The organism is Erwinia sp. 009765445, from assembly GCF_058137865.1.
This window is the reverse complement of the sequence record NZ_JBYUWC010000010.1, coordinates 90525-112552: the sequence shown is the minus strand read 5'-3', so window position 1 is coordinate 112552 and position 22028 is coordinate 90525. Positions and strand designations below refer to the sequence as shown.

The window sequence follows — 22028 nt, the reverse complement described above, 5'->3', positions numbered from 1 at the left end:
ACACTGGGCGTCATGCCAGAGCACGGTAACCACGATGGTCGCGGCAAACGTAAGGGGAAGTCATGCAATTCAACAATACCTGGTATCAGGAACTGACGGGTTTCTATACGGCGTTGCAGCCAACGCCGCTAAAAAATCCGCGCCTGCTGTTCCACAGTCCGGCTCTGGCACAGGATCTTGGGCTGGATCAGAGTTGGTTCTCGGAACAAAAGACCGCGCTCTGGAGTGGACAGGCGCTGCTGCCTGGCATGCAGCCTCTGGCGCAGGTCTATAGCGGGCATCAGTTTGGCGTCTGGGCGGGGCAATTAGGTGACGGGCGGGGTCTGTTGCTGGGTGAGCAGCAGTTGGACGATGGTCGCAAAATGGACTGGCATCTGAAAGGGGCTGGTCTGACACCTTATTCCCGCATGGGAGATGGCCGGGCAGTACTGCGCTCCACCCTGCGTGAGTTTCTGGCCTCTGAGGCGATGCATGCCCTTGGCGTGCCGACGTCTCGTGCGCTGACGGTGGTGACCAGCGATGAGCCGGTCTACCGTGAAACTTCCGAACGTGGTGCAATGTTGCTGCGCGTGGCGGAAAGCCATGTCAGATTTGGTCATTTTGAGCATTTTTTCTATGCCGGACAGCCTGAGAAAGTGCGTGAGCTTGCTGACTATGTGATCCGCCACCACTGGCCGCAATGGCAGGAAGAGGCCGATCGTTATCTGCTGTGGTTCAGTGATGTGGTCAGGCGAACGGCACGGCTGATTGCTCACTGGCAGAGCGTGGGTTTCGCCCATGGGGTGATGAATACCGATAATATGTCGATTCTGGGCCTGACGCTGGACTACGGACCTTACGGATTCCTGGATGATTATCAACCGGGCTTTATCTGCAACCATTCTGACTATCAGGGGCGTTACAGTTTTGATAATCAGCCGGTGGTGGGGCTGTGGAACCTGAATCGCCTGGCGCATTCGCTGTCGGGGTTACTGGATATCGCACAGCTGAAGCAGGCGCTGGCAGAGTACGAACCAGAGCTGATGCGCAGCTGGGGCGAGCAGATGAGGGCCAGGCTGGGGCTGAAGACCCAGGATCGTGACGACAACGATATTCTGACCGGGCTGTTAGCGCTGATGACCAAAGAGAGCAGCGATTACACTCTGACGTTCCGAAAACTGAGCGAGACGGAGCAGCAGCAGTTGAAGTCGCCGTTGCGGGACGAATTTATCGATCGTGAGGCGTTTGACAGCTGGTACAACATTTACCGGCAGCGGTTGATTAAGGAAGATCGCAGCGATGAAGATCGCCAGCAGGAGATGAAACAGGCTAACCCGGCGATAGTCTTGCGAAATTATCTGGCGCAGCAGGCGATTGAGCTGGCGGAAAAGGATGATATCAGCATGTTAACGCGGCTGCATCAGGCGCTGAGCAAACCATTCGACGATGCGCCGGAATTTGCTGATTTGATGCGGCGGCCACCGGACTGGGGCAAGAAGCTGGAAGTGAGTTGTTCGAGCTGAGCAAATTTGGGGGCTGAGTCAGGTCGCTGAAATGTCCGGTGATAGCTGGAAGGGTTATCCGGAGTAATGTAGCTGCCATGTTCTGTGTCAGCAGGAGGGGTTATCCGGAACACGGACATGCCGTGAAATCATCCCTGATGGCTTGAGTCGCGCGTCCCTGCGCGACACAGTCCGCTTATCCGGATAACCCCTCCTGCCAATAGCTACAGAGTAGCTGTTTTGATAACCCCTCCTGCCTGTAGCTACAGAGTGGCTGTTTTGGATAACCTCATCAGCCAGCAGCAAATGAGTGGCTGTGTTGGAAAACCTCTCCGGGCAGCGGCCACGGAATGGCTGTGACAGGAAGCTTCTTCTGCCAACAACCGCAGTGTTGATGAGTAAGAGGGGGGCTTTTAAACTGGATTTTTTAACTCACCAACAACGCGGAAATTTGTGGGGGGCGGTGAGGGGGAACTCAGCCGGGTGTTTGCGGCATGGACGCCGCAATCAAGCCCCCACGGACGGGTTCACGGCGTCCCGGATGAGTTCCCCCTCACCGACGTCGATCACAGAGGCCGGTTTTGGCTTCACCAGCATCGATCATCAGAACAGGTTTTGACCTTACAGGCACCAATTACCGGGGCCGGTTTTGATCTTTTAAGAACTCACCAGCTCCGATCGCCCCTCAGAAACGTGAATCAACAGCCTCAGCCAGCAGCGCCAGCACCTCCTCGCTGTCTTCCCAGCCCAGGCACGGATCGGTAATCGACTGGCCGTAAACCAGCGGCTTACCCGCTTCAACTTTCTGCGTGCCTTCCTGCAGGAAACTCTCAACCATCACGCCCGCAATCGCCCTCGACCCGTCACGGATCTGCTGTGCAACAGATTCCGCCACGTTTTTCTGGCGGCGATGTTGTTTCAGGCAGTTCCCGTGGCTGAAGTCGATCACCAGCTGTTCCGGCAATCTACACTGGCGCAGGCTCTCTGCGGCAGCCGCGATATCTTCCGGATGATAGTTAGGCTGCTTGCCGCCGCGCATAATCACATGGCCGGAAGGGTTACCGCTGGTCTGGTAAATAGTCATCTGACCATGCTTATCCGGCGATAAGAACATATGGCTGGCACGGGAAGCGCGGATCGCATCAACAGCGATCTGAATATTGCCATCCGTACCGTTCTTAAAGCCTACCGGGCAGGAGAGAGCTGACGCCATTTCCCGGTGGATCTGACTCTCCGTCGTGCGGGCACCAATTGCGCCCCAGCTGATAAGATCGGCAATAAATTGACCCACCACCATGTCCAGGAACTCGGTGGCCGTTGGCATCCCCAGCGCATTAATATCGAGTAACAGCTTACGGGCGATCTCCAGTCCATTATTGACGCGGAAACTGCCGTCAAGATCGGGATCGGAAATCAGGCCTTTCCAGCCGACCACGGTGCGTGGTTTTTCGAAGTAGGTCCGCATGACGATTTCAAGGCGCGACTGATATTTTTCACGCAGCCCATTCAGCCTGGCAGCATACTCCACTGCGGCTTTGGGATCGTGCAGCGAGCAGGGACCAATCACCACCAGCAGGCGGCGATCTTCACCAGAAAGAATACGGGCAATCCGTTTGCGGGAGTCGGTGACGCTGGCTGCAATGGCCGGGGTGATCGGGTGCCGCTTCGCCAGCTCATCAGGCGTAATCAGGCTCTCGATGCGCGCGGTCCGCAGTTCATCTGTTTTGTTCATAACCATCTCTGAAATTTTTTTCTTCGCAGCGGCAGGAGTACCGGGAAGTGATGGGGATCACAATAAACCAAACAGCGGTGATTTCAACCCGAAACGCCCGCAATTCGGGCGCAACGGGATAAATATCACTCTTTCTGCAGAACGATCAATAAATGCACTGGCTCAGCGTCAGTACATTCTGCGGGTCAGCCCCATGATATCGAGGATTTTAGTGGCAATCTCTTCCACCGAGTAATTGGTGCTGTTCAGATAGCGGATTTGATTGGTGCGGAACAGCGCTTCCACTTCGCCCACCTCCAGACGACACTGGCGCATTGAAGCGTAGCGGGTGTTCTCTGCACGTTCCTGGCGGATCGCGGCCAGCCGTTCCGGATCGATGGTCAGGCCAAACAATTTATTCTGAAAGGGCTTCAGTGCGGGCGGCAGTTTCAGGTTATCCATATCGTCAGCAATAAAAGGATAGTTTGCGGCACGGATACCGAACTGCATTGCCAGATAGAGGCTGGTGGGCGTTTTACCGCAGCGCGAGACGCCCAGTAAAATAACCTGCGACTCTTCCAGCCCGCGTAATGAAATCCCGTCATCATGGGCGAGGGTGTAATCAATCGCCGCGATACGCGCATCATACTTACCGAGGTTGCCCGCCGTCAGCCCGTGCGTCCGGTTTGCCACCGGTGCCGGATCGATCCCCAGCTCCTGCTGCAACGGTGCCACCAGCGACTGCACGATGTCCTGGCAAAACCCGTCGCTTTGCAGAATGATTTCGCGGATCTCCGGCGTGACGATGGAAATGAACACCAGCGGGCGCACGCCGCTCTTCTGATATAAAGCATTGATCTGAGCCTTCACCGCCTGTGCTCGCTGCACGTTCTCAACAAATGGCAGGGTGACGCTGTTAATGCCCACGGGAAACTGCGACAGCACCGCGTGCCCAAGCACTTCAGCAGTGATCGCTGTGCCGTCCGAGATATAAAAAACACTTCGTTCGCTGTTCACGTCCATTTCGTCTCCCAACAGATTGTTCTTAGCAGACTAAATTAATCGGTCACGAGAAAGCAAATAGTGACTTAGTTTAAAATCAAAATAAAAACTTCATAAGTTAATGATATGGACTCTTTATTTTTATAAAATGACGCTATGGGTAAAAAAAGCCGCATTAATGAAATGATGTTTCCTTTTAGTATTCGTAAAAATAGAGCTTAATCTAAAAAGCATTCTGAATACGAATCAAGTTTGGTTGCGCAAACAGATTGCGCTGATAACGTCAGGAGTGTGAGCAGGTTGATGATAGATAAAGAGTTATATCATTCAATTTGTTGCGCAACGTCCTGAAAGCAGGCGGAGTTTTCTTAAAAGTGTTTTTTTTATCTGCTAGAACGATTCAACAGTTTCTTTCCTCCACCGTAATGTGCCAAGCTCAAAAAGTATCACTCTGTCCTCATTACTTAATTAAATCTCAAAAGGATTGCTTCAATGTCCAATAAAGGCGAACTGCCGCTTGTGCTCTGGTATAACCAGCTTGGCATGAACGATGTTGATCGGGTGGGAGGCAAAAATGCCTCTCTGGGTGAAATGATTACTAATTTGTCCTCGCTCGGCGTTTCCGTTCCGAACGGTTTTGCGACGACCTCAGATGCATTCAATCAGTTCCTCGATCAAAGCGGCGTCAATCAGCGTATCTACGACCTGCTTGATAAGACCGATATTGATGATGTTGACGAGCTGGCCAAAGCAGGCAAACAAATCCGCCAGTGGATTGTGGACACTCCCTTCCAGCCGCATCTGGAAGCCGCGATCCGGGAAGCGTATCAGCAGCTTTCCTCCGACGATGCAGAAGCCTCATTTGCCGTGCGCTCCTCCGCCACTGCAGAAGATATGCCTGATGCTTCGTTTGCCGGGCAGCAGGAAACCTTCCTTAACGTGCAGGGTTTTGATGCCGTGCTGATTGCGGTGAAGCACGTTTACGCTTCGCTGTTTAACGACCGTGCAATCTCTTACCGCGTGCATCAGGGTTATGACCATCGTGGCGTGGCACTGTCTGCTGGTGTTCAGCGTATGGTGCGTTCAGATGTGGGCGCGGCGGGCGTGATGTTCACCATCGATACCGAATCTGGTTTCAATCAGGTGGTGTTTATTACCGCGGCTCTGGGACTCGGAGAAATGGTGGTCCAGGGGGCGGTCAACCCGGACGAGTTCTACGTGCACAAACCGACTCTGGCAGCAGGCCGTCCGGCCATTGTTCGCCGCAATATGGGCTCTAAAAAAATCCGCATGGTCTATGCCGATTCGCAGGAGCATGGCGAGCAGGTGAGGATTGAGGACGTGCCGGAAGCCGAACGCGATCGTTTCTGTCTGAGCAGCGAAGAAGTGGAAGCGCTGGCGGCGCAGGCTGTGCAGATCGAAAAACACTACCAGCGTCCGATGGACATTGAGTGGGCGAAAGACGGTCACACCGGCAAGCTGTTTATCGTGCAGGCTCGTCCGGAAACCGTCCGTTCCAACGGCCAGGTGATGGAGCGTTACACATTGCAGGGCAATGGCAAAGTAGTGGTGGAAGGCCGCGCCATTGGCCATCGTATCGGTGCCGGTGAAGTAAAAGTCATCCATGACATTAGCGAAATGAACCGGATCCAGAAAGGCGACGTGCTGGTGACTGACATGACCGACCCGGATTGGGAGCCGATCATGAAGAAAGCTTCAGCAATCGTCACTAATCGCGGCGGTCGTACCTGCCATGCGGCAATCATCGCGCGTGAGCTGGGTATTCCAGCTGTGGTGGGTTGCGGCGATGCCACTGACCGGCTGAAAGATGGCCACAAGGTCACGGTATCCTGCGCGGAAGGCGATACTGGCTATGTCTATGACGATTTACTCGACTTCGAAGTGAAAAGCTCTCAGGTCGATGATTTGCCGTCTCTGCCACTGAAAATAATGATGAATGTGGGTAACCCGGACCGCGCGTTTGATTTCGCCTGCTTACCAAACGAGGGTGTTGGCCTGGCGCGTCTGGAATTTATCATTAACAGAATGATTGGCGTGCATCCTAAAGCGTTGCTTGAGTTTGATCAGCAAACGCCAGAGCTGCAGAAACAGATCCGCACAATGATGAAGGGTTTCGACGATCCGGTCGAGTTCTACATTGCCCGCCTGACCGAAGGGATTGCCACATTGGGGGCTGCCTTCGCGCCGAAGCGGGTGATTGTGCGTCTCTCCGACTTCAAAACCAACGAATACGCTAACCTGGTGGGCGGCGAACGTTACGAGCCGGAAGAAGAGAACCCGATGCTGGGCTTCCGTGGCGCGGGTCGCTACGTGGCTGACAGCTTCCGTGACTGCTTTGCTCTGGAGTGCGCCGCCGTTAAACGTGTGCGTAATGAGATGGGGCTGAACAACGTTGAGATTATGGTGCCGTTCGTCCGCACCGTGGCTCAGGCGAAGGCGGTAGTGGAAGAGCTGGAGCGTCAGGGCCTGAAGCGCGGTGAAAACGGTCTGAAAATCATCATGATGTGTGAGATCCCGTCCAATGCTCTGCTGGCTGAAGAGTTCCTGCAGTACTTCGACGGCTTCTCTATCGGTTCCAACGATATGACGCAGCTGGCGCTGGGTCTGGACCGTGACTCTGGCGTGGTATCCGAACTGTTTGATGAGCGCAACGATGCGGTGAAAGCACTGTTGTCGATGGCGATCAAAGCGGCGAAGAAACAGGGGAAATATGTCGGTATTTGTGGTCAGGGACCGTCGGACCATGAGGACTTTGCCGCGTGGCTGATGGAAGAGGGAATCGACAGCCTGTCACTCAACCCGGACACGGTGGTACAAACCTGGCTGAGCCTGGCAGAAATGCCGAATAAATAGCACAGTTGGCGGTGACATACGCTAAAGGCCAGATTATCTGGCCTTTTTACTTTTCTGCAGGCAAAAAAAAGCCCATCACATGGGATGGGCAAAGACTACACACAGCAATTCTTTACTTTACTCAGGGGAAAAAGGTTGTTTAGAAATCAGCACTTTGATCGTAAACGTAGGATTCATACTATTCAGACGGGGAGACCGAGTCATTAAGAATCCTCTTATTAGTTTAAAATCCATAATCTTTTGTGACAGAAATGTCGTCAGTTAAGCTGCGAAACTGTACTGATGGTAATCAATTCACCATAAGAGAGACTGAAAAGGGCGGAATGAGGGGATTTCTGGTAAAAGTTATTTATCAAAAGTATTTAAAACGTGACGTGAGGTTTTTTTGCAGAAAGGGCGGTCAGGCAGGCTGACCGCGCTGAAAGGATTATTTTAACGGGGTTCCTGATCGAATTCGGCCAGTTCTTCCACCACATCCTGTGGATCTTCTTCCGGTGCCCGAGCCTCATGGACCCAGACAGAGACGAGGCGGTAAGAGACTGCAAGAACCACCGGGCCGATAAACAGGCCTATCATGCCAAAAGCGATCAGACCACCGATAACGCCAGAAAGTATCAGGATCATCGGTAAATCTGCCCCCATGCGGATCAGCATTGGACGCAGCACGTTATCCAGCGTACCCACTACGCAGCTCCATACCAGCAGCACAGTGCCCCAGGTGGTGTCACCGCTCCAGTAGAGCCAGATGATCGCCGGGATCAGTACCACCAGCGGACCAAGCTGAACCAGGCAGGAGAAAATCATCAGCACCGTCAGCACCGTGGCGTAAGGGATGCCGGAGATCGCCAGGCCGATGCCGCCCAGCACGCCCTGCACCAGCGCCGTCACCACCACGCCCAATGCCACCGCGCGAATAGCCTGACCGGCCAGCAGAACCGCCGCATCTCCGCGGCGGGATGCCAGGCGATAGGCAAAATGGCGGATGCCATGACCAACCTGTTCACCGCGCCAGTAAAGCAGCACGCTGAACAGCAGCATCACGCCCAGATGCATCATAAAGCGGCCAAAGTGACCGGCCTGGGCAAACAGGAAGCCGCTGGTGCGCCCGATATAAGGTTGAATACTGGCCATCAGTGCGCTGCCGCCACCCTGCACCATGTTATGCCAGAATGAGGCGAGTTTTTTACCGACCAGTGGAATGCTTCTCAGCCAGTCCAGTTCCGGCAACTGCAGATGCTTTGAAGTGGCCCAGGCCACTACTGGCCCGCTATTTTCAATCAGGCTGTTGACCAGCACTGCGATCGGAATAATAAACAGCAGTAGCAGGATCAATGTCATGGCGACCACCGCCAGCGAGCGTCTTCCCCATAACCAACCCTGAATTTTGATCATCAGCGGCCAGGTGGCTATGACCACCATGCTGGCCCAGGCAAACCCCAGCACGAACGGCTGCACCACCCAGAAACAGGCGACGATCATCAGCGTAGTAAACAGCAGGGAGAAGACGATTTGCGGCAAATCCCATCCTTTGTGCGCATTCTTCATTTATAAACATTAACCTCTGGTAAAAAAACGGGTGGTCCCTCACGGACGCAGGCATTTCTTATGCCTGGCACCCTAAGCATGATGTATTAGACGCATTTTCGACAGAAACGGCACGTTATTCTTTTCACGTGCTTTTTTAAATCGCGGCAGGTCATAAAAAAATGTGATAAAACTTTTGCCAAAGAGCATTCGTTATACACAACATTTTGGTCACCCGATAATGATCCCACAGATTTCCCAGGCGCCGGGCCTCGTTCAACTGGTGCTGAATTTTTTGCAGGCGTTGGAGCAGCAGGGTTTCACCGGCGATACCGCTACCAGCTATGCTGACCGTCTTACGATGTCCACCGACAACAGCATTTACCAGCTTCTCCCGGATGCTGTGCTGTTTCCCCGCTCCACCGCCGATGTCACTCTGATTGCCCGGCTGGCGGGTGAAGAGCGTTTCCGCAGCCTGGTGTTTACGCCACGCGGTGGCGGTACCGGCACCAACGGACAGTCGCTGAATCAGGGCATCGTGGTGGATATGTCCCGCCATATGAACCGCATCCTGGAAATTAACGTTGAGCAGGGTTGGGTGAAAGTTGAAGCTGGCGTGATTAAAGATCAGCTCAACGCTTACCTGAAACCGTTCGGCTATTTCTTCTCTCCTGAGCTGTCTACCAGTAACCGCGCCACGCTGGGCGGGATGATCAACACTGACGCTTCCGGGCAGGGCTCGCTGGTCTATGGCAAAACGTCCGATCACGTGATGGGACTGCGTGCCGTGCTGTTGAGTGGCGAAATTCTGGACACGCACAGTATTCCTGTCACTCTGGCCGAGCAGCTCGCCGCAGAGCAGAACAGCGAAGGGAAAATCTACCGTACCGTGCTGGAGCGCTGCCGTGATCGCCGCCAGCTGATCCTCGATAAATTTCCTAAGCTCAACCGCTTCCTGACCGGTTATGATTTGCGCCACGTGATCAGCGACAACCTGCAGCAGGTCGATTTGACCCGCCTGCTGTGTGGAGCGGAAGGAACCCTGGCCTTTATTACGGAAGCTAAACTGGATATCACGCCGATCCCGAAAGTGCGCCGTCTGGTGAACATCAAATACGATTCGTTTGATTCAGCCCTGCGCAGCGCGCCATTTATGGTCGAAGCGAAGGCGTTGTCGGTGGAAACGGTCGATTCCAAAGTCCTTAATCTGGCGCGCGAAGATATTGTCTGGCACTCGGTCAGCGAACTGATCACCGATGTGCCTGACCGCGATATGCTCGGCCTGAACATTGTCGAGTTCGCCGGGAATGATAAGGCGCTGATCGACGGCCAGCTTGAGTCGCTTTGTGAGCGGCTGGAAGGGCTGATGGCAACCCAGCAAGCAGGGGTAATTGGCTATCAGCTGTGTGATGACCTGGGCGGTATAGAGCGTATCTATGCGATGCGCAAAAAGGCGGTGGGCCTGCTGGGCAATGCCAAGGGTCGCGCCAAGCCCATCCCGTTTGTGGAAGACACCTGCGTGCCGCCTCAGCATCTGGCCGACTATATCGTTGAGTTTCGTGCGCTGCTGGACGGGCATAACCTGAGTTATGGTATGTTTGGCCACGTGGATGCCGGAGTGCTGCACGTGCGTCCCGCGCTGGATATGTGCGATCCGCAGCAGGAGATACTGATGAAGCAGATCTCCGATGAGGTGGTTGAGTTGACCGCCCGCTATGGTGGCTTACTGTGGGGCGAACACGGTAAAGGCTTCCGTGCTGAATACAGTCCGGCTTTCTTCGGCGAAGAGCTGTTTAATGATTTGCGCCGGATTAAAGCCGCTTTCGATCCTGCTAACCGGCTCAACCCGGGGAAAATCTGTGCGCCGTTTGGTGTGGATGACCCGATGATGAAAGTGGATGCGGTCAAGCGCGGTACCTGGGATCGCCAGATCCCGGTCAACGTCAGAACCGACTGGCGCGGGGCGATGGAGTGTAACGGTAACGGCCTGTGCTTTAACTTTGACGTAAAAAGCCCGATGTGCCCGTCGATGAAGATCACCGGCAACCGCATTCATTCACCAAAAGGCCGTGCAACACTGACCCGCGAATGGCTGCGCCTGCTGGCGGAGCAGGGCGTTGATCCGCTTGAGCTGGAAAAGCGCCTGCCTGAAGCGAAGGTCAGCCTGCGCGGTATGATCGAGCGCACGCGCAACAGCTGGTACGCAAAGCGCGGCGAGTATGATTTCTCCCATGAAGTGAAAGAGGCCATGTCAGGCTGCCTGGCCTGTAAAGCCTGCTCCACCCAATGCCCTATCAAAATTGACGTTCCGGGCTTCCGTTCGCGCTTCCTGCAGCTGTATCACACCCGCTATCTGCGCCCGGCCAGTGATTATCTGGTTGCCACCGTGGAAAGCTACGCGCCGCTGATGGCCAAAGCGCCCAAATTCTTTAACTTCTTCCTGCGCCAGCCGTTGGTGCGGGACATGAGTCGACTGCATATCGGCATGGTCGACCTGCCTCTGCTTTCTTCACCAAACCTGAAGCAGCAGCTGGCCGGGCAGCGCGCCATCAGCATCACGCTGGAACAGCTGGAAGCGATGGCTGCCAGCGATCGCCAGCGCCATGTGCTGGTGGTACAGGATCCGTTCACCAGTTATTACGAGGCGCAACTGGTCACCGACTTCGTCTCGCTGATTGAAAAACTGGGTTATCAACCGGTGGTACTGCCGTTCTCACCTAACGGTAAAGCCCAGCATATCAAAGGATTTCTGCAGCGCTTCGCGCGCACGGCGCAGAAAACGGCTGACTTCCTGAACCGCGTGGCAAAACTGGAGCTGCCGCTGGTGGGTGTCGATCCGGCGCTGGTGCTGTGCTACCGCGATGAATATAAGGAAATCCTTGCTGAGAAACGGGGCAATTTCCACGTTCAACTGGTGCACGAATGGCTACAGCAGGCGTTGCCTGCAGCTGAAGCAGCAGCCAGCAGCCAGAGCGGCGAAGCCTGGTACCTGTTCGGACACTGTACCGAGGTCACCGCATTACCGGCTTCCGGTAAACAGTGGGAAGGCATATTCGCCAGATTTGGCGCAAAACTGGAAAATGTGAGCGTGGGCTGCTGCGGAATGGCCGGAACATATGGTCATGAGGCGAAAAATCTGGATAATTCGCTCGGTATCTATGAGCTCTCATGGCACCAGGCGCTGCAGAAACTGCCGCGTCAGCGTTGTCTGGCTACCGGTTACTCCTGCCGCAGTCAGGTGAAGCGCATTGAGGGGAACGGGATGCGTCATCCCCTGCAGGCTTTACTGGAGATTATCTGATGGCTATCTGGAAACGGAACAGCACGCTGGAGCAGATAAATCAGCGCAGCCAGGGTACAATGGTCGCGCATGTTGGCATCGTGTTCACCGCGATGGAGCCGGAGAGTCTTCAGGCCACTATGCCGGTGGATGAACGTACCCGTCAGCCATTTGGTCTGCTGCACGGCGGCGCTTCAGCGGTGCTGGCAGAGACGCTGGGATCGATGGCTGGCTACCTGTGTACCGAAGGGGATGACTACATCGTGGGGCTGGAGATTAATGCCAACCACGTCCGGTCAGCGCGGGAAGGGCAGGTGCGCGGAGTTTGTCGCGCGGTCCATCTGGGGCGTACGCACCAGGTCTGGCAGATCGAGATCTTTGATCAGCATCAGAAGCTCTGCTGTACTTCCCGGTTAACCACGGCGGTGCTGTCAGCGAAGGCAAAAGGCTGACCCTTTAAAACCGCCCTGGCTGGCCTCACATGATCCAGGATGCATGCTTAACAAAATCGCTTTGAAGGACGGCAGCTTTGTCCCACTCGCCATTCATGGCTAACTGATGACACAGCCGGGTCAGCGAGTGGCGGGCCAGTTGCCAGGCCTGCATACGGAACAGCCGATCACGTTCGGCGTTGCCCAACTCCTGCAGCAAACGCTGGTGTAATTTGCCCAGCGCGTGCAGATAACTCTGGTCATCGCCGTTGAGCTGACAGAGTTCGGCCATATCCAGACAGGTATCGTTGAATCTGCGCAGCTGCTCCAGAGTACACTCAGGCCGGTTAAGTTTGGCCTGAGCCATATAGTAATCGACGGTGATATCGCGGACGGAAAATTTGTACTCGTCAATCTTGTGTTGCAGCCAGGCACTCATCGACAGATTCATTCCTGCCCCTATTCGCGTTAATGATAATCATTATCATATTATAACTGGCGTATTATTCAACGCCGCCGCGAAGAAAATTTATCGATTTATGCTGCCTCTTAAATAAATTGGTAATAACGATACGAGGTTGAGGTTGAGAAGTTAAAATATCCATTATTCCCGGTAGCCGCGGAACTGCCGTTATTTACTGGTCACTTTTCAATGTGTTACCATTTCGTTAAATCTCGGCGTGACACAGATCGCTATCCTCTTCAGAGGGTCTAAACTGAATAAAGAGGCCCCAAAAACCACTGTTGGCGCTAATCCCTGCAAAACAAGAGGTTGAAGAGACTTTCATTATCACTAACATAGGGGTATTAGCCCGCAGGGCTATCGACTCGCGAGGTAATGTTATGCCATCAGCAACGACTGCTTCTTTTTCTCCGGACGACTATGTCTGGAAAGGCCTGACGCTCACTGACAGCGCCGCTAAACAAATTACCACCCTGGCCGCCGGCGATCCCGGTGTGCTGGGGCTGAAGCTGGGCGTGAAAACGTCGGGCTGCGCCGGTTTTGGCTATACCATGGATTTGATTAAAGAGCCTGCTGACGATGATTTGGTCTTTACCCACGAGGGCGCATCGCTGTACGTGCCCCTGCAGGCAATGCCGTTCATCGACGGGACGGAAGTGGATTTCGTTCGTGAAGGCCTGAACCAGATTTTCAAATTTAATAATCCTAAAGCTCAACACGCCTGTGGCTGTGGTGAGAGCTTTGGCGTTGAGTAAAATTTATGTCCCGAAACACTGAAACATCGGACGATGTGCAGGTCTGGGAAGGAAACCATCAGAAGTATAAAGAAGGTTTCTTCACCCAACTGCAGACCGAAGAGTTTGAACATGGCATCAGCGAAGACGTCGTACGCGCGATTTCTGCCAAGCGCAACGAGCCTGAGTGGATGCTGGAATTCCGTCTGAAAGCCTATGCTGCATGGCTGGAAATGGAAGAGCCGCACTGGCTGAAGGCCAACTACAAATCACTGAACTACCAGGACTACAGCTACTATTCAGCGCCGTCCTGCGGAAACTGTGACGACAGTTGCGCTTCGGAACCCGGCGCTCAGCAAACGTCTGGTGCTCAGGCCCCAAATTACCTGACTGAAGAAGTGGAAAACGCCTTTAAACAGCTGGGCGTGCCGGTTCGTGAAGGTCAGGAAGTCGCCGTGGATGCTATCTTTGACTCAGTGTCCGTTTCCACCACTTATCGTGGCAAACTGGCAGAGCAGGGGATCATTTTCTGCTCCTTCGGCGAAGCAATACACGATCATCCGGAACTGGTGAAGCAGTATCTGGGCACAGTAGTTCCGGCGAACGACAACTTCTTCGCGGCGCTGAACTCGGCGGTGGCCTCTGACGGCACCTTCGTTTATATCCCGAAAGGCGTGCGTTGCCCGATGGAGCTGTCGACCTATTTCCGTATCAATGCGGCGAAGACCGGCCAGTTCGAACGTACCATCCTGATCGCCGATGAAGGCAGCTACGTCAGCTACATCGAAGGGTGCTCCGCGCCGGTTCGTGACAGCTATCAGCTCCATGCTGCGGTGGTGGAAGTTATCATCCACAAAGACGCTGAAGTAAAATATTCCACCGTGCAGAACTGGTTCTCCGGCGGCGAATCCGAAGGCGGCATCCTCAACTTCGTGACCAAGCGTGCGCTGTGCGAAGGTGAGAACAGCAAAATGTCCTGGACGCAGTCTGAAACCGGCTCGGCGATCACCTGGAAATACCCAAGTGTGATCCTGCGCGGCGACAACTCCATTGGTGAATTCTTCTCCGTGGCGCTGACCAGTGGTCATCAGCAGGCTGATACCGGCACCAAGATGATCCACATTGGCAAAAACACTAAATCCACCATCATCTCCAAAGGGATCTCGGCCGGTAAAAGCCAGAATACCTATCGTGGGCTGGTGAAGATTATGCCAACCGCCACCAATGCCCGTAACTTCACCCAGTGTGACTCGATGCTGATTGGTGCCGAGTGCGGTGCGCACACTTTCCCGTATGTGGAAGCGCGCAACAACACCGCGCAACTGGAGCACGAAGCCACCACCTCGCGAATCGGCGAAGATCAGTTGTTCTACTGCCTGCAGCGTGGGATCAGTGAAGATGACGCGATTTCAATGATTGTGAACGGCTTCTGTAAAGACGTCTTCTCCGAGCTGCCGCTGGAGTTTGCGGTTGAAGCTCAGAAATTGCTGGCGATCAGCCTCGAACACAGCGTGGGTTAATCCCCGATTACGATCATTGCGACATGCCGCAGAGTATTGTTCAGGAAACACTATGTTAAGTATCAGAGATTTACAGGTAAGTATCGAAGATAAAGAGATCCTGCGCGGGCTGGATCTTGAGGTCAAACCAGGTGAAGTTCATGCCATTATGGGACCGAATGGCTCCGGAAAAAGTACCCTGTCTGCCACGCTGGCAGGCCGTGAAGAGTACGAGATCACCGGTGGTTCGGTAAGCTTTAAAGGCAAGGACCTGCTGGAACTGTCGCCGGAAGATCGCGCCGGTGAAGGGATCTTTATGGCCTTCCAGTACCCGGTTGAAATTCCGGGCGTCAGCAATCAGTTCTTCCTGCAGACAGCAGTGAACTCTGTGCGTAAGTACCGTGAGCAGGAAGCACTGGATCGTTTCGACTTCCAGGACTTTATCGAAGATAAAATTCACCTGCTGAAGATGCCTGAAGATCTGCTGACCCGTTCGGTCAACGTGGGTTTCTCCGGCGGTGAGAAAAAGCGTAACGACATCCTGCAGATGGCGGCGCTGGAGCCTGAACTCTGCATTCTCGATGAAACTGACTCCGGTCTGGACATCGATGCGCTGAAAATCGTGGCTAACGGCGTCAACACGCTGCGCGATGGCAAACGCTCATTCATTATCGTCACGCACTACCAGCGTATTCTGGACTACATCAAGCCAGACTTCGTCCACGTGTTATATCAGGGCAAAATCGTGAAGTCCGGCGACTTTACGCTGGTGAAACAACTGGAGGAGCAAGGCTATGGCTGGCTTACCGACCAGGAGTAACGATAACGCGCTGCAGCAGTGGCATCATCTGTTTGAAAGCCACGGTGAGCACCGCTCACTGCAGGCGCAGCAGCACTGGCAGCAGGTTCTGCGTCTGGGTCTGCCGACCCGCAAGCACGAGAACTGGAAATATACCCCGCTGGAAAGGCTGTTGGCACATAACTTCGTGCTGCCAACCGCTCCGGGCCTGACGTCTGCTGACGTTGCTGCCATGGCGCTGGATGTTGATGCGGTGAAAATGGTATTCGTCGATGGCCGCTTCAATGCGGAACTGAGCAACAAAGCCTTTGATCTGTTTGATGTTCAGGTGTCCCAGGCGGCGGAGCGCCGTGAGCTGAGTGCACCGGTCCAGCCGGAAGTCTTTCTGCATCTGACCGAAAGCCTGGCAGAAGAGGTGACCACCATTCATCTGCCGCGCGGTAAGTCAGCCGCCCGTGCGCTCTACATGCTGCATATCAGCAGCGGCAGCGCGCAGGAGGAGATGAACACCTCTCATTATCGCCACCATCTGCAGCTGGACGACGGCGCAGAAGCTACGGTAATTGAACATTATGTCAGCCTGAACGAAGCCACGCATTTCACCGGCGCGCGCTTTACCGTCAGCGTGGGTAACAACGCTCAGCTGACGCATTACAATCTGGCCTTCGAGCACAGCAGCAGCTACCACTTCTCACACAACGATATGGTAATTGGACGTGATGCTCGTGTGCAGAGCCACAACTTCCTGCTGGGCAGCGGCCTGGCCCGCCATAACACCAGCGTGCAGCTGAATGGTGAAGGTTCTGAGCTGGGTATCAACAGCCTGATGCTGCCAGTGGAAAAAGAAGTTTGTGACAGCCGGACCTATCTGGAGCACAACAAGGGCCACTGCCTGAGCCGCCAGATGCATAAAACCATCGTGCGTGATAAAGCCCGCGCGGTGTTTAACGGTCATATTAAAGTAGCCAGGTACGCGCTGAAAACTGATGGGCAGATGACCAACAACAACCTGCTGTTGGGACGCCTGGCGGAAGTGGACACCAAACCACAGCTGGAAATCTACGCCGACGACGTGAAGTGCAGCCACGGTGCGACCATTGGCCGTATCGATGACAAGCAGATGTTCTATCTGCGCGCCCGCGGTATCAGCGAAGAGTCTGCTCAGCGCATGATTATCTTTGCCTTTGCCGCCGAACTGACCGAAGCGATCACGGATGAAGTGCTGAAGGAAGCGGTGATGCAGCGTATCGCTCAGCGTTTTCCCGGAGGCATTAAATGAGTTTTGACCTGACGCGCGTCAGGGCTGATTTCCCGGTTCTTGCGCGAGAAGTAAATGGCCAGACGCTGGCCTATCTCGACAGCGCGGCCAGCGCCCAGAAGCCGCAGGTAGTGATCGATGCGGAGAGCCATTTTTATCAGCATGGCTACGCGGCGGTGCACCGGGGTATTCATACCCTGAGTGCTGAAGCGACGACGGAAATGGAAAACGTGCGTGAGCAGGCCGCGCGTTTCCTTAACGCGGCTTCACCGGAAGAGATTGTCTTCGTTAAAGGCACCACTGAGGCGATCAACCTGGTCGCCAGCAGCTGGGGTGGCAGCCAGTTGCAGCCGGGCGACAATATCCTGATCACGGCGATGGAGCACCATGCCAACATCGTGCCGTGGCAGATGGTTGCCCAGCGCACAGGCGCCGAAGTGCGGTTTATCCCGCTAACGGAAACCGGTGAGCTGGATCTCTCTGCACTGCCTTCGCTTATCGACAGCCGCACCCGTATGCTGGCGGTGACTCAGGTTTCCAACGTGTTGGGCACGGTGAACCCGGTGAAAGAGCTGGTGGCGCGGGCTAAGGCCGCTGGGGTAGCTACGCTGATCGATGGTGCTCAGGCTGTAATGCACGGGAAGATCGATGTGCAGGATATCGGTTGTGATTTTTACGTGTTCTCCGGGCATAAGATTTACGGTCCTTCCGGGATCGGCATCCTGTATGGCCGCAAAGCCATGCTCGATCAGATGCCACCGTGGGAAGGCGGTGGTTCGATGATTGCCACTGTGTCGCTGACGGAAGGCACTACCTATGCTGCAGCGCCGTGGCGCTTTGAAGCGGGTTCGCCCAATACCGGTGGCATTATTGGTCTGGGTGCGGCGCTGAGCTATGTCAGCGAGATTGGGCTGGAGGCGATCCACCAGCGTGAACAGGCGCTGATGCGTTACGCCATGGATAAACTCTCCTCCGTGCCGGACCTGAAGATCTATGGTCCTCAGGAACGGGCAGGGGTGATAGCCTTCAACCTCGGCCAGCATCATGCTTATGATGTCGGCAGTTTCCTCGACCAGTACGGGATTGCCATTCGTACCGGCCATCACTGCGCAATGCCGCTGATGCACCATTACGGCGTCCCGGCCATGTGCCGTGCCTCCTTTGTTCTGTATAATAGCGAAGAAGAGGCCGATCGCCTGGCGGCTGGCCTGACACGTATACACCGCCTGCTGGGGTAAACCCGGCAGCAAGGGAGGAAGAATGGCAACCCTGCCAGACAAAGAAAAACTGGTGCGCAACTTTACACGTTGCGTTAACTGGGAAGAGAAGTATCTGTATGTGATTGAACTGGGCGCGCTGCTGCCAGAATTGTCCGAATCATTACATCAGCCGGAAAACACCATTTCAGGCTGCCAGAGCCAGGTGTGGATCCTGATGGAGACCGATGACAATGGCCGTGTGGTTCTGCGTGGTGACAGCGATGCCGCTATCGTTAAGGGCCTGATTGCTGTAGTGTTTATTCTGTATCAGCAGATGACTCCGGCAGAAATTCTGGCCTTTGATGTCCGTCCGTGGTTTGCCCAGCTGGCCCTGACCCAACACCTGACGCCGTCCCGTTCTCAGGGGCTGGAAGCGATGATCCGTGCCATCCGTCACAAAGCACAGGCCCTTTCCGCGGGCTGACTTGCTACACTTCTCGACAGGCTTCCCGCCTCGCTGGTGGGAAGTTTTCTTATCCTGACACGAGAAATAAGCATGAAACCATTGTCCCAATTTGCCTCTCTGATACTGATTACCCTCTCTTTTGCGCACACTGCCCGCGCTACAGAATATCCTCTGCCGCCAGACAACGGCCGCCTGATTGGTGAGAACAGTACTTATACTGTGCCCAATGATGGCCGGTCGCTGGAAAAGGTGGCGGCGGAATACAAGATCGGGCTGCTGGGCATGCTGGAAGCGAATCCCGGTACCGATCCGTGGCTGCCAAAAGAGGGTTCGCAACTGACCATCCCCACCCAGATGCTGCTGCCGGATACCAAAAGAGAGGGGATTGTGGTGAACGTGGCAGAGCTGCGTCTCTATTACTATCCGAAAGGCGAGAACAAAGTGATCGTCTACCCGATAGGTATTGGCCAGCTCGGCGCGAATACGCCAGCGATGGTCACCAGCATCAGCCAGAAAATCCCTAATCCGACCTGGACACCCACGCCTAATATTCGCAAGCGCTATGCTGCGGAAGGGAAAAAGCTGCCGGTAACCGTGCCTGCCGGACCGGACAATCCTATGGGGCTTTATGCGATGCGCCTGGCTTACGGCCAGGGACACTATCTGATCCATGGCACGAATGCTGATTTCGGTATCGGAATGCGCGTCAGCTCCGGCTGTATTCGCCTGCGGCCTGATGACATAGAGGCGCTGTTTAGCAGCGTACCGAAGGGCACCCGCGTGCAGATTATCAACCAGCCAGTCAAATATGCCGTGGAGCCGGATGGGAAACGCTACATGGAGGTGCACCAGCCGCTCTCACACAACGATAAAGACGATCCGCAGACCATGCCAATAGCTTTGACTGCCCACGCTAAAAAGTTCGTTAAAAGCGACGACAGCGACACTGCGGTTATAAAGGAAGCAATTGCACGCCGTTCGGGCATGCCGGTGCTGGTGAATTCGGGTGAGAAGATCGATGACAGTCAGGGGATGCCTGCCATCCTGCAGTGATAGATTCAGGACAAAAAAATGGCGCACAGTGTGCGCCATTTTTATTACCAGAACTCTTACTTACGGTAAGAGTGAGCCTGGTTGTCCAGACGCTGGTTAGCACGAGCTGCGTCATCTTTAGCAGCCTGAACGTCAGAACGGATTGCGTTCACGTCGTTGCTCAGCTGATCAACTTTCGCGTTCAGAGTCTGAACGTCGGTAGACAGCTGGTCGATTTTAGCGTTGCTTGAGCAACCAGCCAGCAGAGTTGAACCCAGGATTACCGCGCCCAGTACCAGTTTAGTACGATTCATTATTTATACCCTCTAGATTGAGTTAATCTCCATGTAGCGTTACAAGTATTACACAAAGTTTTTTCTAATGAGAATAAATTTTTAGTGAGAACGTGCTTAAATTTGATCGTTCGCTCAAAGAAGCACCGTCTTTCCAGATTGGTGTAAAAAATTTAGCGAAAACAGGCGACTTTAATCGGAACCACCCACACTTATTGCCGAGTTGAATAGTTTATTTCGATTGGAAGTTTTAAGAAAAGTCTTTATAGAAGTTGTAAAAAAAGCGCCACTCAGGGCGCTTTATCAATGCGAGGCGTAATCTTCGATTACAGCACGTGCACAGAGGCAGTATTCGTGGTTCCACTTGGTACAAGCGCACCAGAAACCATCACCACCACGTCGCCACGCTGACCGTAGCCGCTGGCAACCGCTGCTTCCTTTCCAATACGGTAGAAATCATCGGTAGAGGCAATCTCTTTCACCACTGAAGTGATGATGCCTTTGCTGAGGATCAACTGACGGGCAGTCTGCTCGTTAGTGGTCAGTGCCAGAATCGTCGCGTTAGGGAAGTACTTACGCACGGATTTCGCTGACTTGCCGCCTTCGGTCGCGACAACAATCAGTGGCGCTTCCAGATTCTCGGCAGTTTCAACAGCGCCACGGCATACTGCTTCGGTAATGCGCATTTTGCGATTGTCATGCTGAGAATCAATGCGGCTCTTCATCACGCGATCGGTACGTTCGCAGATGGTGGCCATGATGGTCACAGACTCCAGCGGATATTTCCCTTTTGCACTTTCACCGGACAGCATAACTGCATCGGTACCGTCGAGGATGGCGTTAGCTACGTCGCCAGCTTCAGCGCGGGTAGGGCGCGGGTTCTTGATCATGGAATCGAGCATCTGGGTGGCGGTGATCACCACTTTACGTGCACGGTTACATTTTTTGATCATCATCTTCTGGGCGAAGATCACTTCCTCAACCGGAATTTCCACGCCGAGGTCACCACGAGCCACCATGATGCCGTCAGAAGCGTCTAGGATTTCGTCGAAGTTGTTCAGGCCTTCCTGGTTCTCAATTTTGGAGATGATCTGGATATGCTCACCGCCGTGCTGCTTCAGGTGCTCGCGAATTTCCAGCACGTCAGAACGCTTACGGATAAAGGAAGCGGCAACAAAGTCCACACCCTGCTCGCAACCGAAGATCAGATCGCGTTTGTCTTTCTCTGCCAGCGCAGGCAGCTGGATTGAAACGCCCGGCAGGTTAACGCCTTTGTTTTCGCCCAGGTCGCCGTTGTTCAGCACTTTACAGACCACGGTGTTTTCGGTGACTTCAGTGACTTCCATCCCGATCAGACCATCGTCCACCAGCACGGTGTTACCGATTTTCAGGTCAGAAGCAAAACCAGGGTAGGTTACCGCCACGCGCTCGGTGTTGCCGATCACTGACTGGTCAGTGGTGAAGGTGAAGGTCTGGCCAGCTTTAAGTGCAGCATCAGCACCGCCTTCCAGCTTCATGGTACGGATTTCAGGACCTTTGGTGTCCAGCAGAATCGCGGCCTGGTGACCGGTTTTACTCATCACCGCGCGCAGGTTCGAAATACGTTTACCGTGCTCTTCGTAATCCCCGTGTGAGAAGTTAAGACGCATGACGTTCATGCCCGCGTCCAGCAGATTGGTCAGCATTTCTTCCGATTCGGTTTTTGGACCGATAGTACAAACAATCTTGGTCTTTTTCATGACGAGTTATCTGTTAAGTTGTGATGGATGAGAGAAGCGTGAATCCGGGGCCTGGTGTTTCGCGCCGGTGAAGAATTTTTGCCTGAATGGCGAACTGCGATACAGAATAAAGAATAGGTGACAGTAGAAAAGCGTGCAGAGGAAGTTGTAACGCGGTTTCAACGCGAGCGCAAAATTCAGTTGCGCAACAAGTTATCGTTTTTGCTAAAGGGTCAACCATACGCTGAAACCATTCAAGTGAAA

Annotated in this window: 17 protein-coding genes and 1 other RNA gene; 11 read left to right on the top strand and 7 right to left on the bottom strand. The window is 54.2% G+C overall.

What is annotated here, in order from left to right; all coding sequences use genetic code 11:
- Positions 1-62 precede the first annotated feature (62 nt).
- Entirely contained in the window at positions 63-1502 is a 1440-nt protein-coding gene (locus AC3Y5R_RS12895; RefSeq protein WP_489921667.1) for a protein adenylyltransferase SelO, read from the top strand.
- Between the two features lie 664 nt (positions 1503-2166).
- On the opposite strand, the gene AC3Y5R_RS12890 is transcribed toward AC3Y5R_RS12895, so the two are convergent.
- Together AC3Y5R_RS12890 and ppsR are read right to left on the bottom strand one after the other, a co-directional pair.
- The gene (locus AC3Y5R_RS12890; protein ID WP_489921666.1) at positions 2167-3213 is read right to left on the bottom strand and encodes a 3-deoxy-7-phosphoheptulonate synthase; all 1047 of its coding nucleotides are present in this window, start codon (positions 3211-3213) and stop codon (positions 2167-2169) included.
- A gap of 168 nt (positions 3214-3381) precedes the next feature.
- Positions 3382-4215, bottom strand: coding sequence for a posphoenolpyruvate synthetase regulatory kinase/phosphorylase PpsR (gene ppsR, locus AC3Y5R_RS12885; protein WP_489921665.1), 834 nt, complete (start codon positions 4213-4215; stop codon positions 3382-3384).
- A gap of 471 nt (positions 4216-4686) precedes the next feature.
- Here ppsR and ppsA point away from each other — a divergent pair, with 471 nt between their 5' ends.
- Positions 4687-7068, top strand: coding sequence for a phosphoenolpyruvate synthase (gene ppsA / locus AC3Y5R_RS12880; protein WP_489921664.1), 2382 nt, complete (start codon positions 4687-4689; stop codon positions 7066-7068).
- 60 nt (positions 7069-7128) lie between these two features.
- Here ppsA and rprA read toward each other — a convergent pair.
- Positions 7129-7236, bottom strand: an RNA gene (gene rprA / locus AC3Y5R_RS12875) — antisense sRNA RprA.
- Positions 7237-7500: 264 nt separating this feature from the next.
- The gene (gene ydiK / locus AC3Y5R_RS12870; protein WP_489921663.1) at positions 7501-8613 is read right to left on the bottom strand and encodes an AI-2E family transporter YdiK; all 1113 of its coding nucleotides are present in this window, start codon (positions 8611-8613) and stop codon (positions 7501-7503) included.
- 220 nt (positions 8614-8833) lie between these two features.
- Here ydiK and ydiJ point away from each other — a divergent pair, with 220 nt between their 5' ends.
- A complete protein-coding gene (ydiJ, locus tag AC3Y5R_RS12865; RefSeq protein ID WP_489921662.1) occupies positions 8834-11893 on the top strand; it encodes a D-2-hydroxyglutarate dehydrogenase YdiJ in 3060 nt (1019 codons plus the stop codon).
- The gene (locus AC3Y5R_RS12860) at positions 11893-12324 is read left to right on the top strand and encodes a hotdog fold thioesterase (protein WP_489921661.1); all 432 of its coding nucleotides are present in this window, start codon (positions 11893-11895) and stop codon (positions 12322-12324) included. Before ydiJ ends, AC3Y5R_RS12860 begins: the two co-directional genes overlap by 1 nt.
- Before the next feature lie 25 nt (positions 12325-12349).
- Here AC3Y5R_RS12860 and AC3Y5R_RS12855 read toward each other — a convergent pair whose 3' ends face one another.
- On the bottom strand, positions 12350-12754 hold the full coding sequence (locus tag AC3Y5R_RS12855) for a hypothetical protein (protein WP_489921660.1): 405 nt from the start codon (positions 12752-12754) through the stop codon (positions 12350-12352).
- Between the two features lie 392 nt (positions 12755-13146).
- On the opposite strand from AC3Y5R_RS12855, the gene sufA reads away from it, so the two are divergent.
- The 7 genes from sufA (at position 13147) to AC3Y5R_RS12820 (ending at position 19774) form a co-directional block, all read left to right on the top strand.
- A complete protein-coding gene (gene sufA, locus AC3Y5R_RS12850) occupies positions 13147-13521 on the top strand; it encodes a Fe-S cluster assembly scaffold SufA (RefSeq protein WP_158782925.1) in 375 nt (124 codons plus the stop codon).
- A 5-nt stretch (positions 13522-13526) separates the two neighbouring features.
- Positions 13527-15020, top strand: coding sequence for a Fe-S cluster assembly protein SufB (sufB, locus tag AC3Y5R_RS12845; protein ID WP_158782926.1), 1494 nt, complete (start codon positions 13527-13529; stop codon positions 15018-15020).
- Positions 15021-15072: 52 nt separating this feature from the next.
- On the top strand, positions 15073-15819 hold the full coding sequence (gene sufC, locus AC3Y5R_RS12840) for a Fe-S cluster assembly ATPase SufC (RefSeq protein ID WP_489921659.1): 747 nt from the start codon (positions 15073-15075) through the stop codon (positions 15817-15819).
- A complete protein-coding gene (gene sufD / locus AC3Y5R_RS12835; RefSeq protein WP_489921658.1) occupies positions 15794-17077 on the top strand; it encodes a Fe-S cluster assembly protein SufD in 1284 nt (427 codons plus the stop codon). The genes sufC and sufD overlap by 26 nt, the downstream gene beginning before the upstream one ends.
- Positions 17074-18294, top strand: a complete 1221-nt coding sequence (sufS, locus tag AC3Y5R_RS12830; protein WP_489921657.1) for a cysteine desulfurase SufS — start codon at positions 17074-17076, stop codon at positions 18292-18294. The genes sufD and sufS overlap by 4 nt, the downstream gene beginning before the upstream one ends.
- 22 nt (positions 18295-18316) lie before the next feature.
- Positions 18317-18739 carry a cysteine desulfuration protein SufE gene (sufE, locus tag AC3Y5R_RS12825; protein ID WP_489921656.1) on the top strand — a complete coding sequence of 141 codons (423 nt, stop codon included), beginning with the start codon at positions 18317-18319 and terminating at the stop codon, positions 18737-18739.
- 72 nt (positions 18740-18811) lie between these two features.
- Positions 18812-19774: a L,D-transpeptidase family protein gene (locus AC3Y5R_RS12820; protein WP_489921655.1), complete on the top strand. Its 963-nt coding sequence runs from the start codon at positions 18812-18814 to the stop codon at positions 19772-19774.
- A 56-nt stretch (positions 19775-19830) separates the two neighbouring features.
- Here AC3Y5R_RS12820 and AC3Y5R_RS12815 read toward each other — a convergent pair whose 3' ends face one another.
- Both AC3Y5R_RS12815 and pykF read right to left on the bottom strand, forming a co-directional pair.
- On the bottom strand, positions 19831-20067 hold the full coding sequence (locus tag AC3Y5R_RS12815; protein ID WP_016169824.1) for a major outer membrane lipoprotein: 237 nt from the start codon (positions 20065-20067) through the stop codon (positions 19831-19833).
- 305 nt (positions 20068-20372) lie between these two features.
- On the bottom strand, positions 20373-21785 hold the full coding sequence (gene pykF / locus AC3Y5R_RS12810) for a pyruvate kinase PykF (RefSeq protein ID WP_158782932.1): 1413 nt from the start codon (positions 21783-21785) through the stop codon (positions 20373-20375).
- Between the last annotated feature and the right edge of the window lie 243 nt (positions 21786-22028).